Here is a 15,620-nt window from a genome sequence, read left to right on the forward strand (position 1 = left end):
CATTATTTTCTTAAACAGGGCTGTTCCCGGCGACGGCCATGGGCCCCGTTGCATACGGCTGGGGCAGGCCCACGCCGGTCTTTCGCATCCCGACGCCGATACCTGCAATCGTAATCAATAACGCCGCCAGCAGGATACAAGCCAGCGCCATTGCAACACTTGCGCGGGAAAAAACAAAGCGGACAGGCTCCAGCGTCCGCAGGCTCGCCGATGCGGCGGTTTCAACGCGCTCCGAAGGCAGTCCGCGGGAAACCAGCACGATCAGGACACAGGCAAAAAGCAGCGTGAGCAGGTTGCGCGGGCCTTCACAGACAAGATCGATCGCCAGAAAAAGTGCCAGCGCCGCTTCTATGGGCAGATTCAACAGGGACAGCACCACACCGGCGAACCCCACTGCCGCCAGGCTGTTGTTGCCAGCCGATGCAAACGCGGCCAGCGAAGCACCAACGCAGATCAGCAGGAACTCCTGCGATGTGATGGGGCGCCCATAGATATTGGCCACAAACACTGCCAGCAGCGAGAAATAAAGCGCCGCACCGGAACGCATGAACACCGACGCAACCGGAATCACCAGCTCGACAACGCCCCGGCTGAACCCCAATCGGGAACTCATGGCGTCTATCGTGTCGGGAATGCTTGCCGTGGTGCTGGCTGAAGTGAGGCTGATGAGGACAGGCGCCTTCAGCGCCGACATCACACTGGCCGGAGAAAGCCCTGACTTCTTCCAGATCAGCAGGATGGCTCCTCCGGAGAGAAGAAAAGCGAACAGGTAGAAAGAGCCCAGAAAACTGCCCATCGCGTGGAGCGTCCGGGCATCCGTCCTGGCGACAAAATAGGCCGCCATGCCAAAAGCCAGCACGGGAATAAAGACGTTGACGCGGGAAATGATCAACTCAAGAGTACGGTAAATCGCTTCGAAAATACCCATCAGGGCATTGGTTTGCGGCCTGAGCAGTGCCGCAAAAGCCAGCCCGAACAGGATGGCACACAGCAGGATGGACAGTGATTGGCCTTCGGCGAGCACCCGGAAAAAATTATCCGGTACCGCGGCCATCCACAAATCGGGCGCGGCTGTCACGTCAGAAGCTCCGGCACCATACAGGGAAATTTCGGCGTTTGCGGCATCTCCGCCGGCGTTTTGCACCAGGGCGCCGAGGTATTCACGGTTGGCAGAGCTCAGATCCTGACCGGTACCGGCAAGCATTCCGAACATTGCCCCCAGCACTGCACACAACACCACCAGGCCTATTGCCAGACCCACAATCATCAATGTGCGTTTTCCAGGCTGCGGCAGGACCAATGTCTGGCGCAGGCCGAAAAAAGTGGCCACAACCAGCAACGGAAGCGCAGCCATATTGACCAAGGCCAGGTAGATCTGCCCAAGAATGAAGGCCTCGCCACCGATGCCGGGCGCAAACCAGCCCAGCAGTGCGCCCCCCATCACGCAAAGCAGGAGCGCCAGCGGACTGTTCGACAGGCGCTTCAGGAATCCCATCCCGGCCTGTTCCAACCTCGTGCGAGGGCAAAAGCAACACTGGCTCGCGCCAGCTCCAGCGAGCTGTCGATCAGCCCCAGGCCCGACACGTCCGCATACCTGGAGGCAATGGGAATTTCGGTGCAGCCCATGATGGCAGTGGTTGCACCTTGCCGCGCGGCCTCCCGGCAGGCTTCGGTCAGATGTTGCCCGCCGGCATCCAGGTTGCCGGCCTTGATTTCGCGTATGCAACTGTCCACACTTTTCTGCCCGGCCTCGGGATCCGGGAGCATGAAGTCGATACCGCGCGACCGCAGTTCCCGCTGGTAAAAGCCTGAAGCCAATGCACCCCGTGTGGCGAAAATGGCCACCCGCGAAACACCTGTGGGAGAAATCGCCTCGACACAAGCCTTGGCGATATGCAGCAAAGGTGCCTTGCTGCTCGAACTCATTTCATCAAACCAGTGGTGCGATGAATTGCAGGGAATGGCAATGACGCCAACGGCGGCCTGATTAAGCATCTCGATGCCGGCCAGCAACTGCGGCAACGGATCCCGCCCATGCCCCAGAATGGCGCTGGATCGGTCATGGGTATGCGGCAAACTCGCCACAATGACCGGCAGGTGGTCCTGATCGCGCGCCGCAGGGGTGAGCTTGACCAGCTTGTCGAGAAAGTCGACCGTTGCTGATGGCCCCATTCCTCCAAATACGCCGATTCGGGACATCCTGGCCTCCTCTATATCTTCAGGGGCCGGGGGCAGATCAGGGAAACCGCGGCGTTGTTGCCAATCACCAGCACCAGGGTCCTGAGCATGTCGCAAATCGGATCCACCGCCAGGAACAGGATGAAAGCCGCCTCAAAGGGAAGCCCGAGATAGCTGCATGTCAGGCCGACCAGCGACACCGTCAGCAAACCCGTCATGCCCGCTGATGCGAAGCCGGCAAGTATCGATGCCGACAGGATGACGGTCAACTCTGTCGGACCAATCGGTTTTCCATACAGCTGGGCAATGAACACCGTGGCGGCCACGTAATAGATGACCGGCCCGATACGCAGCAGCGACACGCTCAGGGGCACCATCAGCTCGACCCTTGAACGCGCAAAACCCAGGCGATCCGCCAGGCTTTCTATCATGATGGGCATGCATGTCGCACTGCTGCGGGTGGCCAGCGCAAGTGCAAAGGGGCCTCGCATGGCATTGAGGGTCTGGCCCAGCGTCGAATTGGAGCGCTTCCAGATAATGATTGTCGCGATGACCAGCGCCAGCACAGAAGCAACAAAAAACGCCAGGACAAACTGGGCCATCGCCTGCAGGGGGCCGATGCCGGTTTTGGCCATCTGCGCAGCGCTCATGCAAAAAAGAATGATGGGCAGCGGATAGTTCAACCAGCGCATCAGGGTCTGGCACGAGTGATAAATGGTTTCCAGGGACTGGGTCAGCCCGTCGGATACCCGCGACGGAACCTGACCCACCGCAAAACCGAAAAGCAGCGCAAAAACGAGTGCCTTGAGCGTGTCGCCACTGGCCAGCGCGGCAAAAATATTCGACGGCACGAGGCTGACCAGCACTTCGGTAAAGCTCACCGACTTGACTGGCGCATCGACGCCCCCCAGGCTCATGACCGTATCGCTGGAATTGAGATCGTTGCCGACGATCTTGCCGAAGGTCTGCATGGTTTCGCTTGACAGGTTGGAACCCGGCTTCATCACCAGCAACGTAGTCGCCCCCAGCAGTGCAACAACAATGGAGAACACGACGAACACGACTGCCACGCGAGCCATCAGCCCGCCCGCCCCGCCCTCCCGGAACAGGCGCTGCAAACTGAAGATCACGGCCGACACCATGAAGGGCAAGGCAATCATCTTGAGGAGATCGACATACACATCGCCCACAAAACCGAGCTTCAGCCCGACGGCCGGCATGTACATGCCCAGCGCAAACCCGGCCGACAGGCTGGCCACCACCACCCAGGGGTTGAGCGCAAATGCATAGAGTTTTTTGAGGTTGATCATCACATGCCTTAGTTAGTCAATTACCGGTCCAGGGCCTTCAGCACCTTGTCAATCGTCAGCTTTTCGGTGCTCTCCGCCAAAAACTGGTTCACAAAGGCCAGGAGCGTCGGATCCTGTATACCCACGGCGATGCCAAGGGTGTCCTCCAGGTCCTTGAATGTGACCGTGCGCAATGTCAGGGACGCCGTCGGATCGCTTTTCAGAATCCGTTTGATCTCAAACTCATCGCGATAGGCGGCCATGATCTGGCCTTTTTCAAGTGCCTTGAGAACGGCGTCCCATGTCGGAAATTCGCGAAGCTCCGAAAGGGGAAAGTTTTTGCTGGCGTAGTCCGAGAAAGACGATTTCGCAATGACCCCGATGGAACCCTTGAACTCGCGAACCACAACCGGCAAGGGCCGATCCCGCGCCAGCTCGGCAAACTTCACCCGGTTCAGGATGAAAGCGTGGTTCAGTCGGATATAGGGCTCTGTGAAGCTGATCATCTGAGCCCGTGCCAGTGTCCGCGACAGTTTGCTGATGCCGAGGTCAGCCTCCTGGCGCGCAACCACATCAACCACTTCATTGAAGGTGCGGGCACTGCGGTCGAACCGGACGTTGACCTTGAGTTCCTTCGCAATCGCTTTCGCCAGGTCCACTTCCAGACCGACCAGCTCACCCTTCTTCATGTAGAAAAACGGGGGCGTATCCACGCCCAGCATCGCAACGATGAGCTCCCCCCGGTTGACGATGCGGGCAATGCTGGGCGCCAGCAGTCGGCCATCGGCCACCTTGACCAGGCTCGGAGTGGGCAACGCAGAGGTTACCGACGCCACCTCCGTCAACGGAGCGGCAGGGGCCGGCGCGCTGGCGGCAGGGGGCGCCGCGAGGGCGACCGCACTGACACAACCCCAGAGCCCGAGAACAAACAAGCCGGCTTTCCACCAAGAGGTTGACTGGCTGTGCAAGGGGTGTCCGGGCTTTGTTTTTGACATCATCAAATCCTGATTCATGGTTTGGCAACGGGTGGCGAAGGCGCTTCCCCGACGGGCGCCGACGAAGGCGGGGTTGCGGTCAGCGCAGCTGCGGGCGCAGTTCCTTCTGCGGGTGAAGAAATCTTCTTGCCGATTTCCACCCCGAGCAGGAACAGGAGCACACAAAGCAGCAGCAGGCAAAGCCCGGCAATGGTCATCATCCGGGTCGTCAGCGACAAAGTGTATTGCATTTGTTACCTATCTTCACGTTTAAGGAACCATCACGGTGAACTGTCCCGGGACAAGAATCTGGATGACGCCGCCCCACTGGCACATCAGCTTGGAAGAGTTCTGCAAGGCAGGCATGCCGCCCAGCATGACCGTCGCCGAACCGGGCATCCAGGGTGCCGCAGTCATGGGAATGCAGGGCATGGGCGTCAACACGCCGAGAGCGGCGGCCGTCGCAGCGGCCACCATCGGGTTGGAGGGGCAATTGCACATGCCAAAAGGCAGCACATTGACCAGCGGGACATGGTCCATGATGTTCGCGGCCGGTCCGCCCGTGAGCACACGGTTTGCGGGAAGCACGGTCAGCACGCTGGGTGCTACGCCAAAACTGCACTGAAGGGTTGCGCCCACGGCGACCTGAATGCCCATGTTCAGCCTTTCACCAGTTTTTCGAGACGTTTCATGAGGCTGGTTTTGGCGTCCTCACGCAGTTCCACCCCTTTGCTATCGAAACGCCTGGGCTTGCCAACCGGTTTGCCTGCGCGGTACAACAACACCTCCATCACCTGCCCGTCCGGCCAATACCGTGTCAGCGGCCCTTCAAGCAGGTTGTTTCTGTAACCGGCTTTCTGCACTACCGCACCGTCGCGGTCGTAGTCCAGCGTTTCCCCTTCCAGCAGACCCTTGCGATACTGCGACCGGCGGACCACTTCACCCTCGTTCATGAAGAAGGCCTCGCCTTCCACCTCGCCTCTGAAAAAATTCTGTTTCAGGGCGATCTCTCCGGCTTCTGAATAGGAGACCGACTCGCCATGCAGACTCCCATTCGAAAACCGCTGCTCGGACAACAAGCGCCCTTTCACGAAAACGCGGGTCAAGCCATGCTGTAAACCGCGGGTGTAATTCGCCTCCTGCACAGGATCGCCGTGCTCATCAAACAGCTTGAGGACACCGTGGAGCACGCCGGCATCGTATTGGGCGCTGGCGAGCAGTTTGCCGTCCGGGCCAAAAGAGCACATTTCGCCTTGGAGCACGCCATCCATCAAACCGGCGCGGTTGGACAGCCCACCGGCGTCGTTGAACTGCTCGCGCTCGACAAAGCCGCGCTGCATCCCGCCAGCGGGCGTATCCGCGGGCACGGCAGTGGTGGCAGAGGTTTTTTGCACCGCCATCTCAGTTGATCTTCACCAGGCCGCCCTTGAGGGTCAGCATCCCGCCACCGTCCACCGTCTGCATGGCTGACGCCTTGTTGGTCACCATCGCTCCCTCGTTGTCCAGCGTGGTCCCGGCCTTGTTCTTCAATCCGGTACCCGCCTGGTTCGTCAGGTCCAGCCCGGCCTTGTTGGTCAGGGACGTGCCGGCCTCGTTGGTCAGTGCTGTGCCCGCCTTGCTGGTCAGGGACGTGCCGGCTTCGGCACCGAAAGTGGTTCCGGACTTGATCGTGATGGAGCCTGTCACATCAATCACCAGGTTGCCGGTGACCTTCAGTTCGTAGTTCCCGGTGACGGCCTGGCTGAAATCAGCCTTGTTGGTATGGGTCTCATTGCCGGTGACCGTGAGTTCGCGCGTGCCCTTGACCTTGTGGACTTCCTTGCCGGTCTGGACATCGACGGTGCGATCTCCCTTTTCCAGCGTGTGCGTTTCTGACCCCTTTACCAGCTTGGTACTCAGGTCGTTCTCGATTTCGATCTTCATGTCTTTTTGCGCATGGAAATAGAACTCTTCCGAATCCTTCTTGTCTTCCATCCGCATTTCGTTGCCGGCGGTACCCTGCTTGGAAGCGCGTGACTTGATGGTGCTCTGGGTTTGCATGCCCGGCAGCGTCACCGGTGTGGTGTTCTCGGCGTTGTAGACGCAGCCAGTGACAATAGGCCGGTCGGGATCGCCATCGACATAGCTGACCACCACTTCCTGTCCAATCCGCGGCAAGAACAGGCTTCCCCAGCCCAGCCCGGCCCAGGACTGGGAAACGCGCACCCAGCACGAACTGTTTTCGTCCTTGACGCCGACCCGGTCCCAATGAAACTGGACCTTGATCCGCCCATGCGTGTCGGTCCATATCTCCTCGCCGCTGGGACCGACGACCAGCGCCGTCTGGCTGCCCGAAACGCGCGGCAGCGGCGACAGGCGCGGCGGTCGGAAGGGCACGGTGGCGGCAAACGCCTCAAAGCTGTTGTTGTACTGCTCGTTGCTGGCCATGTGCGTCACTGCCCGCAGCACCAGTGCCGTGTTCAAGGCTGTTCTCGAGTGGCCTGAGAGCGTGAATTTCCTGCCTGCAGAAAGCGGATAGCAATAACTCGTGCCGCGGCACACCGCGCCGTCGACCTGGCTGGCTTCGGCGCGGACCTTGGCGCGCTGCGTGCCATCGGCCAGCACTGCATGTTTGCCTGGAAATTCGAACTGCTTTCCCTTGCCAGTCGCCCCTGCGGATTCGGTCAGCAAGGCGGTGCTGGGCGTGAGATAGTTGTAGTCGCTGTATTCGAACTTCTGCGCCACCAGTCGGCTCTCGTATTCCAGCTGATTCACGGTATCCATCATGCGGCGCCCCCCCGGGTCCGGGAAGTAGCGCAGGGCGGCCCCACCGACACAATCGATATGGGCTGCCGAGCTATCGCCCAGCACCATGGTGTGTCCACCATCGGTGAAGGTGAAGAAATAGAAGATGCCTTCCTCCTCCATCAGCCGGGAGATGAACTCCAGTGCGGTTTCGTCGTACTGGACGCAATATTCGCGGCTTCCATAGGTACCTGTCAGCTGCGCATCAAAAGTCACGCCAAACTCGCCCAGGATGGCCTTGATGATGTCGGCCGCTGTCTTGTTCTGGTAGATGGCCCTGTCCCTGCTGAGTGTCAGAAGCCAGAGGCTGGGCACCAGCTCCGCCGAATAGGACGAGAAAGAGCGGTCACCGCCTGCATGCATGAAACGCGACACGATGCCGTTGAAAAACCGGGCGGGTCCGCCCGGCAAGGCAAGCTTGACCGTGACCGAAGCGCCGACAATCAGGGCCGGATCCAGACCTGTGTCGGAAGAACGCATTGTCAGCGAAAACCTGAAAGGCTGGGAGATAGCCTCCACCCCCTGGAAAGAGTCGAGCAACAACACGTCCGCACCGAACGGTGTGGTCACCGTCAACGCCGAATTCGTCTGTTTGAAGCCAGTCCGCATGCGCCTCTAGACCTGTTTCGGCGGGCCGAAAGTAAAGGAGAAATCGTCACGCGCATCCACGCCCATGTGTACCTCGTCAAAGGCATCGGACATGGAAATCCGCTCCAGCACCTGACGTGACAGTTCAGGCAGAACGGCGTGCGACAGGATGTGGTCGACGTTGCGCGCGCCGCTGTCGACTTCCGTACACCGGGCAGTGATGGTTTGTGCCACGGCGTCGTCCCAGGTGAAGTCGGCTTTGTGGTTGCGGGAGAAGCGCTGGGCCAGTTTTCCCAGTTTGAGACTCACAATGGACCGGATCTGCTCATCGCCAAGCGGGTAATAGGGAACAATCGCCAGTCGCCCGAGAAAAGCCGGCGAGAACTGCTGCATCAATACCGGCCGCAAGCGCTCGATCAGGACTTCGGGATCCGGCCGGCGCCCGCCTTCGCAGGCATCGGTGATGACATCCTGAGCGGCATTGGAGGTCAACAGGATCAGCGTATTCTTGAAATCGATCTGGACGCCTTCGCCATCTTCCATGACACCTTTGTCGAAGACCTGGAAAAACAGCTCCAGCACATCGGGGTGCGCCTTTTCCATCTCGTCGAGCAGGACCACGCTGTAAGGCCGGCGCCGGACTGCCTCTGTGAGGACGCCGCCACGGCCATAACCGACATAGCCCGGTGGCGCTCCCTTGAGGCTGGACACGGTGTGCGCCTCCTGGAATTCGGACATGTTGACGGTCACCATGTTGCGGTCACCTCCATAAATCATGTCGGCCAGTGCAAATGCGGTCTCGGTCTTGCCGACGCCGCTGGGCCCAACCAGCAGGAAGACCCCGACCGGCTTGCCCGGATCATCCAGATCGGCACGGGAAGTCCGGACGCGTCGCGCGATTGCATCCAGCGCCTGGTCCTGCCCGACCACGCGCTCGGCCAGTTTTTCCTTGAGGTTGAGGACGGTATGCAACTCGTCGGCCAGCATCTTGCCGACCGGGATACCCGTCCAGCCGGAGATCACGGATGCAACCACGCCGGAGTCGACACACACCGGAATCATGGGCTCGTCGCTCTGGATCGCATCCAGCCCTTTCTCGAGCCGGTTCAGTGAAGCGGACATGTCTTCGCTGTCTTCACCTTCCAGCTGGCTGCCGTCTTCCCTCAATCCTTCGGCGATGCGCTTGCGCAGTGCCACAATTTCGGCGACCGCATTTTTTTCCTCTTCAAGCTTTTCGGTCAGGCGGCGCTGACGCTGCCTGAGTCCTTCGAGTTCCAGAGACAGCGCGGCAATCGCGTGCGCATGGTCGCGCCCGGTTGCAGATTCATGGCGGAAGATCCGCAGCTGGTTTTCTGCATTGGAAATTTCGCGTGCCACCGATTCGATTTCCGGCGGCAGTCCGTTCTGCCCAATGGCAACGCGCGCGCACGCCGTATCCAACACGCTGATGGCCTTGTCGGGAAGCTGGCGCCCTGAGATATAGCGGTGCGACAGCTTGACGGCGTCCCTGACTGCATCGTCGATGATCTCGACACCGTGGTGTTTTTCCAGTGTCTTGACCATGCCGCGCAACATGTCAATGGCGACCTCCTCGGTAGGTTCGTCAACCTTGACCACCTGGAAGCGTCGCGCCAGGGCCGGATCGCGCTCGACATATTTTTTGTACTCGGCCCAGGTGGTGGCCGCGATGGTGCGCAACTCGCCACGTGCCAACGCAGGCTTGAGAAGATTGGCGGCGTCGCCCTGGCCTTCTGCCCCGCCGGCACCAATCAGCTGATGCGCTTCGTCGATGAACAGCACGATGGGCACCAGGGAGGCCTTGACTTCGGCGATAACGGATTTCAAGCGGTTCTCGAACTCGCCCTTGACACCTGCTCCGGCCTGCAGCAAGGCCAGATCCAGCGAGCGCACCGACACCTTTTGCAGGGCAGGCGGAACATCACCCTGCACGATGCGCTGCGCAAAGCCTTCCACCACCGCGGTTTTACCGACGCCGGCCTCACCGGTCAGGATGGGATTGTTCTGCCGCCGGCGCAACAAGACATCAATGATCTGGCGAATCTCGGCATCGCGCCCACGGATGGGGTCAATCAGGCCCTGCCTGGCCTGCTCCGTGATGTCAACGGTGTATTGGTCCAGCGAAGGGTTGGATGACGCGCCACGACGCATGGTGGGCATTTGAGGGGAAGACGCTTGGGCCACACCCGGTCCGGCTGTCGGGTCTTGCGCCTGCGACTGGGCTGCCGGTTTTGCGGAGCGCACGGCGCCGCCGGCGTCTTCGGCCGAGTTGGTCAGCAAATCAGCCAAATTCTTGCGCAGGCTCTCGCGCGGAATCTGCAGCAGGCCGGGAGCCGATTCCAGCAGAGCGCCGCGCAGGCTATCGACTTCCAGCAGCGCCAGCATCAATGTTCCGGAGCGAACCTGCTGCTCACCGAGCAACATGGAACTGAGCAACCATGCCTCCTGGAGCAGCGGCGCCAGATGCGGCGACAGGGCCGGTGTGCGGCCGTTCCCCCGCTTGAACCTGTCCATCGCGTCCTGCAATTGGGCCAGGATGACGTCTATCTTGATGTCGTACTCCGGAAATATCAGGCAGACATCCGGCGCTTCCGTCTCCAGCAACTTGAACAGCAGATGTTCGACATCCACGTTGTAGTGGGTTTGCTGGACACACAATTCCGCAGCTTTTTCCAGCGCCCGTTTGCATTCGGGATTGAGCTTGCCCAACAGGGTGCGAATGTCAATTTCCATCTTGAGTGCCGTTTCGTTCAGGCCATGCCGGGGACAGCATCGTCATGAAGTTTGAACCTCGCAGGCGCGAAGGCACCGGTGTAAGGCGTGCCGCTTACCAGCCAGGAGGTCCACCCCAGTTGTAGCGGCTCTTTCTGCCCCAGAATGCTTGGCCTGAGTTCACGACCATCGATGTGAAGAACCATCTCCACGCCAACGTCCTGCTGCAGATACCTCCCCACCATCCAGCCCAGCAGCCCGTGTTCTTCCCCGCCCCTCAGCAGGCGCCTCAAACGACGCAATGTCAGCCCGGAAAGTTCAAGCGTGATGCCCGCGCCCTGGTCCCACACGCGCTTGCCCAAAACAGCTGATCGTCCCAGCCGGGGTGCACGGCCGGGTGTACGACCGGACAGCCTGGTGATATCGCGCGGCTCGAGATTGCGCCATCCACCGCAAAACTGCCGGCCTCTGGCCACCACACCCAGACGGTCCGACAGCATGGCCAGCAATCCCGTCATCGAGCGTGGCGCACCACCCAGCAGCCCGGCGTGCCGGAGCCAGGACGCTTCACCCTGCGGCGATCCCAGGCCCGCCTTCAGACCCAAGGCACTGAGAGCGTCGAGGCAACCCGCCAGCGATGAGGACTGGGGCGACTGCCAGTTCAGGCCCATGTGGTGCTTCTTCCTGCTCCTGTATAAAAAAGCGAGGAAGCGGTGATTGAAAATGTCCAGGAAGTCAGCGGTAGCGTGGTCGCGCGCAGCTGTACGCTCCAGCACCATTTCGGTAAACGGCAAAGGCAGCGGTCCCTGCGCGCCCGCCAGCGACAGGACCGGTGTGGCCAGAATCCACGCTTCCGCATCTTCTGCGCCTGCGCTTACCCTGCTGACATCGCTGGGTTGAAAACCCAGCGAAACCACCGATTTGAGGCGCACTGCTTCCGTCTGGCCGTCGCCCTTGCCGACAGACGCCAGTTGCGGCGAAGCCCGCTCCAGCAGACTGATCGCCTGAAAGAGATTGAAGCCCTGCGGCCGGTCGCCCAGTCGTTCGACTAGAGCACCAGCTGGCGGCCGCTCATCGGTTCCCATTGTTTCCATACTTCATCGCCGCGGCGTACTCCCAATTGAACAAAAGAGTTGACGGAGGTGTACATCGCAAAAAACCGTGCCAGCACAGCAGACATCAACAGCTGGGAACCACCCACAAAGGCCTCTTCGTCAAATTCCAGCAGGACCTCGGTACCGCGACAGTAGCCACGCCAGGCATCGTGCCCGATCCTGCCGGTCACGCTGCGCGCCTGCAAGCCCTTGATGCCGCGAATCTGTTCATGGTCACGCGTACTGTCGGAGGCAAACAGGGTCAGCATTTCACGCAACTGGTCCTTGCCGGTTGAGCCATCGACCAGCGACTGATGATTGAGCGTCAGCAATGAAACCAGCCGCCAGAGGGTTTCGCTTCCAAGCGGCGGGTTGCGCTGCGAGGTCGGCTCGTACAGGCAGCGTACTGTGGCTGTTTTTGAAACGCCCTCGGCCACCATGCGCGCGCCGATAGGCACCTGCTCGGCCAGCCGCCGGTTGGTACACAGCAGATTTGCAAAAACCACCGGATCGGCCGGGGTCTTCAAGGTATTGGCCTGATCGACAAATGACAGGAAAACGTCCGTCCCCGAAATGTCCTTGCGCAAACTGTGCTCGCGACGGGAAGACCAGAAGCTGGTGGACGCATCCGAACGGATATGCCCCAAAGCAGAAAAACTCGGCACGATGACGGGACGTTCTGCATTCGGATCCGATGCCGTTACCGAGACAATCGAATGCACTTCCGTTGTTGATTCGCGCTGGCGGTCAGCCACCAGCAGGTACTCATAATGCCGGTGATCGACCAGAATCGGCTCGCTGGTTTTCGGGAACAGGTTCACGACGGGTGTGCAGCCGAGCCGGAAGTTGTCGGCTGTGATGTTGCCCAGGCCGCGCGCCGGCTGATCGAAGGTGATGGCCAGGTCAAACCGGGTGCATTTACCGGCATGGGCACGGATGTTGTGCAGGTCAAAGAAGTGAAATTTCCGGGGGAAGGCAAAATACTCCTGCATCAATCCGTATGCAGGCTGCGCATTGGCCGGCAAGGGAAGCACATTTTCGCCCTCTGCGTAGCCAACCTCGCACCAGGAAGCATCCGGCAACATTCGGGGAACGCCGCCTTCCGGCGTGATGCTTGCTTCGACAACGTCGGCCACCAGGAATTCGTACAGGGGCATGGTGGTCATCCAGTCCCCCTGCAGATGAATGCGCAGGCTGTCCATTTCCAGCTCCGCGAAATCGGTCTCGGCGCTGCATTCGAAAGTTATCCGGAGCGTGGAGCCGCCCCCCTCCAGCACCGCCTTGACAACCTTCACCGGCCACAAAACGGTGTTCCAGGCTGTTCGGAACCGGCACTGCTGCCCATTGGATGCGCTGGCATACAAGGCTGTATGTTGCGGAATCCTGAAGCCCGCCGTGACCTTGCCCTGGCTGGGGTCCAGGCCAAACTCGGCAACCGTCATGGATGGAACCGGCTGGATCAGAGAAGGACACAAATTGTCGAGCAAGGCCGCAGCCACCTGCGGGAACTCCCGGTCCAGGTCCTGGTGAACCCTGGCCGCCAGGAAAGCGACGGACTCGATCAACCGTTCCGTGTGCGGATCCAGCGACTCCGTGCCATGGAGCGCAAGCATTGACGCCACCTTGGGATAACGCTTGGCGAAGTTCGAACCCTGGTCACGCAGGTAAACAAGCTCACGCTTGTAGTACTGCAGCAGATCGTTATGCAGGATCTCGGCCACGCTCAGGCCGCCTTTGTGCGGCTGCCCTGCCGCTGATCAAGTTGAAGCTCAAAGTTCAGCTGGCGCAATTTCAAACCTATGGTCACCGTTCCACCAATCACCAACGTCGCCGCACCACCACCGCTGGCGGCTGGAAAAGCCTTCACGGTGACATCCTTCAAGCGGGGTTCGTAGTGATTGACGGCTTGCCTGATGGTCGATTGCAGCAGATCAAGGTCTGGATGGGACTTGGGGGAAAGCGCTGAAATATCCGGAATCCCGTAATCGATGGTGGTGCCCGTGCTGCCGGAGAATTCCGACGGTTTGAGCGGCGAGCGTGTGTTCATCAGGCGCGACAATTCGCGCCCGATGGACACCTCCAGCTGCTCAGGCGTCAGGAGCTGGTGCCGACTACCGTCCGACCCCTGCACAGACGACAGCCGATCGAAAAGAGGTACTGGCGAGCCTCGGACGAGTTCCGACATGATGACGTGCGTCTCTTAACGAACCGGCTGACATCGGTAAAAAAACACAGTTCGTCAGGCAGCCGGCGCGAGGGCTTTGCCCTCTTTGAGGTCCCAACCAAACGGAGCAACACCCTTCTTGGTGGAATCGGCGTTTTGCTGCGTCATCTGCGACGTGATCGTCGTGAAATTGATGCTGAAGCTTTCCTGGGGCAAATCCCCGCCGCCCGAACCGGAGGTGCTGATGTTCGAAATCATCGCATCGCCGAGAACATACTGGATGGTGGACATCACTTTGGCGCCTTCGATACGCGTCACGGAAACAGTGGCAGTGCCCAGCTTCAGGTTTCCCGCGCAAGCCTGGTAAAGCCCCGGCGAAGACGAGTCCATGGTCTTCGAAAAGGTCATTTCCGAAAACTGGGGGCCATCAGAAGTCCGCTCGGTATTGCCCGGCCGCGAGGTCAGGAATTGACTCAAGCTATGGCTGAATGAGTCAACGATGATTTGTTCCTTGTACGGATCTTCCGTGCAATTGCCTTTGATGGAATCAATTTTGAGATAAATCATGAGTCACTCCGTAAATAACCAACCAAGAGATGGAGGCCGGTCCGAACCGGCCAGCCCCCTGTTCAAATACGCTTGATGCTCCGCCGCATCAGGCGGCGGCAGCGGGCAGTTCCGCCACCAGGCGAATCGACGCCGTCAACTCTTCCATCTGGAAGTGCGGTTTCAGGAAACAGGTTGCCTGGTATGCGCCGGGCTTGCCCGCCACTTCGGTCACGTCAATGCGCGCGGCACCCAGCGGAAAACGGGCTTTCATTTCCTGGGGGGCGGACTCATTGAGCAGGACGTAGTCCGCAATCCAGTTGTTCAGGAAGGTCTCCACCTGTCCGCGCGACTGGAAACTGCCGATCTTGTCGCGCATGATGACCTTGATGTAATGCGCAAAACGCGAAGCTGCCAGCACATAGGGCAGGCGGGCCGACAACTGCGCATTGGCATTGGCCGCATCCTTGTTGTAGAGCTTGGGCTTGTTGACCGTCTGGCCGCCGAAGAAGGACGCGAAGTCCGACCCTTTGGAGTTCACGATCGCGATAAAGCCAAGGTCATTGAGCTCCTTCTCGCGGCGGTCGGTGATCAGGACTTCCGTCGGGCACTTGAGGACAACGTCGCCTTCGTCGGTCTTGAATGCATGAGCGGTCATGCCGCTGACCTTGCCGCCGCCTTCCACGCCGCGAATGGCAGTTGACCAACCGTACTTGGCATAAGCGTCGGTGATGCGCAGGCCCAGCTGGTAAGCGGAATTGGCCCACAGGTATTTCGAATGGTCCTTGCCGTCGACGTCTTCCTCGAAGTTGAAGTTCTCAACCGGAATCGTCTTGGCGCCGTAGGGCAGGCGTGCGGCATAGCTGGGCAACACCAGCGACACATAACGTGAGTCCTCGGACTCACGGAAGCTGCGCCAGGTGGCCAGTTCGGCGCTTTCGAAGATTTTGGACATGTCGCGCGGAACACCCAGCTCGGTGAATGACTTCATGTCAAACAAGGCAGGCGATGCAGCGGCAATAAAGGGCGCGTGCGCCGCCGCAGCCACCTTGGACATGCGCTCGAGCAAGGCCATGTCCTGCGGATGGCGGCCAAACGTGTAGTCGCCGATCAGCACGGAATAGGGGTGACCGCCGAAGGTGCCATATTCTTCTTCGTAGATCTTCTTGAACAGGACGCTCATGTCATGGTCGACAGCGGACTCCAGGTCCTTGAGCAGCTCCTTCTTCGTGACATTAAGCAGCCGCAACTTCAGCCGGGTGCTGGTTTCCGT

General features: G+C 59.9%; 14 protein-coding genes. All 14 read right to left on the minus strand.

The window, feature by feature from the left end; all coding sequences use genetic code 11:
* Positions 1-10 precede the first annotated feature (10 nt).
* Positions 11-1,495 (minus strand): dicarboxylate/amino acid:cation symporter, encoded by a 1,485-nt coding sequence (locus tag WA904_RS13765; protein WP_425197690.1) that lies wholly within the window; start codon positions 1,493-1,495, stop codon positions 11-13.
* Positions 1,483-2,199 (minus strand): aspartate/glutamate racemase family protein, encoded by a 717-nt coding sequence (locus WA904_RS13770; protein WP_425197691.1) that lies wholly within the window; start codon positions 2,197-2,199, stop codon positions 1,483-1,485. The genes WA904_RS13765 and WA904_RS13770 overlap by 13 nt, the downstream gene beginning before the upstream one ends.
* Before the next feature lie 11 nt (positions 2,200-2,210).
* The gene (locus WA904_RS13775) at positions 2,211-3,488 is read right to left on the minus strand and encodes a dicarboxylate/amino acid:cation symporter (protein WP_425197692.1); all 1,278 of its coding nucleotides are present in this window, start codon (positions 3,486-3,488) and stop codon (positions 2,211-2,213) included.
* A 20-nt stretch (positions 3,489-3,508) separates the two neighbouring features.
* Positions 3,509-4,462, minus strand: coding sequence for an ABC transporter substrate-binding protein (locus WA904_RS13780; protein WP_425197693.1), 954 nt, complete (start codon positions 4,460-4,462; stop codon positions 3,509-3,511).
* Positions 4,463-4,476: 14 nt separating this feature from the next.
* Positions 4,477-4,692, minus strand: coding sequence for a hypothetical protein (locus tag WA904_RS13785; RefSeq protein WP_425197694.1), 216 nt, complete (start codon positions 4,690-4,692; stop codon positions 4,477-4,479).
* A gap of 19 nt (positions 4,693-4,711) precedes the next feature.
* The gene (locus WA904_RS13790; protein WP_425197695.1) at positions 4,712-5,098 is read right to left on the minus strand and encodes a DUF4280 domain-containing protein; all 387 of its coding nucleotides are present in this window, start codon (positions 5,096-5,098) and stop codon (positions 4,712-4,714) included.
* Positions 5,099-5,100: 2 nt separating this feature from the next.
* Positions 5,101-5,841 (minus strand): toxin-antitoxin system YwqK family antitoxin, encoded by a 741-nt coding sequence (locus WA904_RS13795; RefSeq protein ID WP_425197696.1) that lies wholly within the window; start codon positions 5,839-5,841, stop codon positions 5,101-5,103.
* 1 nt (position 5,842) lies between these two features.
* Entirely contained in the window at positions 5,843-7,834 is a 1,992-nt protein-coding gene (locus WA904_RS13800; protein WP_425197697.1) for a type VI secretion system Vgr family protein, read from the minus strand.
* Positions 7,835-7,840: 6 nt separating this feature from the next.
* Positions 7,841-10,564, minus strand: coding sequence for a type VI secretion system ATPase TssH (gene tssH, locus WA904_RS13805; RefSeq protein ID WP_425197698.1), 2,724 nt, complete (start codon positions 10,562-10,564; stop codon positions 7,841-7,843).
* A gap of 17 nt (positions 10,565-10,581) precedes the next feature.
* The gene (gene tssG, locus WA904_RS13810; protein ID WP_425197699.1) at positions 10,582-11,628 is read right to left on the minus strand and encodes a type VI secretion system baseplate subunit TssG; all 1,047 of its coding nucleotides are present in this window, start codon (positions 11,626-11,628) and stop codon (positions 10,582-10,584) included.
* Positions 11,592-13,358 (minus strand): type VI secretion system baseplate subunit TssF, encoded by a 1,767-nt coding sequence (gene tssF / locus WA904_RS13815; protein WP_425197700.1) that lies wholly within the window; start codon positions 13,356-13,358, stop codon positions 11,592-11,594. Before tssF ends, tssG begins: the two co-directional genes overlap by 37 nt.
* A gap of 2 nt (positions 13,359-13,360) precedes the next feature.
* Positions 13,361-13,822, minus strand: coding sequence for a type VI secretion system baseplate subunit TssE (tssE, locus tag WA904_RS13820; RefSeq protein WP_425197701.1), 462 nt, complete (start codon positions 13,820-13,822; stop codon positions 13,361-13,363).
* Positions 13,823-13,876: 54 nt separating this feature from the next.
* A complete protein-coding gene (locus WA904_RS13825; RefSeq protein ID WP_348067212.1) occupies positions 13,877-14,368 on the minus strand; it encodes a type VI secretion system tube protein Hcp in 492 nt (163 codons plus the stop codon).
* A gap of 88 nt (positions 14,369-14,456) precedes the next feature.
* A partial coding sequence (tssC, locus tag WA904_RS13830; protein WP_425197702.1) for a type VI secretion system contractile sheath large subunit occupies positions 14,457-15,620 on the minus strand: 1,164 nt, incomplete at its 5' end.

The sequence above is a fragment of the Polaromonas sp. genome (assembly GCF_049790275.1).
GTDB lineage: Bacteria > Pseudomonadota > Gammaproteobacteria > Burkholderiales > Burkholderiaceae_C > Polaromonas.

Coding starts and splice junctions, on each gene's coding strand:
- WA904_RS13765 (WP_425197690.1), bottom strand. CDS start 1,495: ATGGGATTCCTGAAGCGCCTGTCGAACAGTCCGCTGGCGCTCCTGCTT.
- WA904_RS13795 (WP_425197696.1), bottom strand. CDS start 5,841: ATGGCGGTGCAAAAAACCTCTGCCACCACTGCCGTGCCCGCGGATACG.
- WA904_RS13800 (WP_425197697.1), bottom strand. CDS start 7,834: ATGCGGACTGGCTTCAAACAGACGAATTCGGCGTTGACGGTGACCACA.
- tssH (WP_425197698.1), bottom strand. CDS start 10,564: ATGGAAATTGACATTCGCACCCTGTTGGGCAAGCTCAATCCCGAATGC.
- tssG (WP_425197699.1), bottom strand. CDS start 11,628: ATGGGAACCGATGAGCGGCCGCCAGCTGGTGCTCTAGTCGAACGACTG.
- WA904_RS13825 (WP_348067212.1), bottom strand. CDS start 14,368: ATGATTTATCTCAAAATTGATTCCATCAAAGGCAATTGCACGGAAGAT.
- WA904_RS13790 (WP_425197695.1), bottom strand. CDS start 5,098: ATGGGCATTCAGGTCGCCGTGGGCGCAACCCTTCAGTGCAGTTTTGGC.
- WA904_RS13780 (WP_425197693.1), bottom strand. CDS start 4,462: ATGTCAAAAACAAAGCCCGGACACCCCTTGCACAGCCAGTCAACCTCT.
- WA904_RS13770 (WP_425197691.1), bottom strand. CDS start 2,199: ATGTCCCGAATCGGCGTATTTGGAGGAATGGGGCCATCAGCAACGGTC.
- WA904_RS13775 (WP_425197692.1), bottom strand. CDS start 3,488: ATGATCAACCTCAAAAAACTCTATGCATTTGCGCTCAACCCCTGGGTG.
- tssE (WP_425197701.1), bottom strand. CDS start 13,822: ATGTCGGAACTCGTCCGAGGCTCGCCAGTACCTCTTTTCGATCGGCTG.
- WA904_RS13785 (WP_425197694.1), bottom strand. CDS start 4,692: ATGCAATACACTTTGTCGCTGACGACCCGGATGATGACCATTGCCGGG.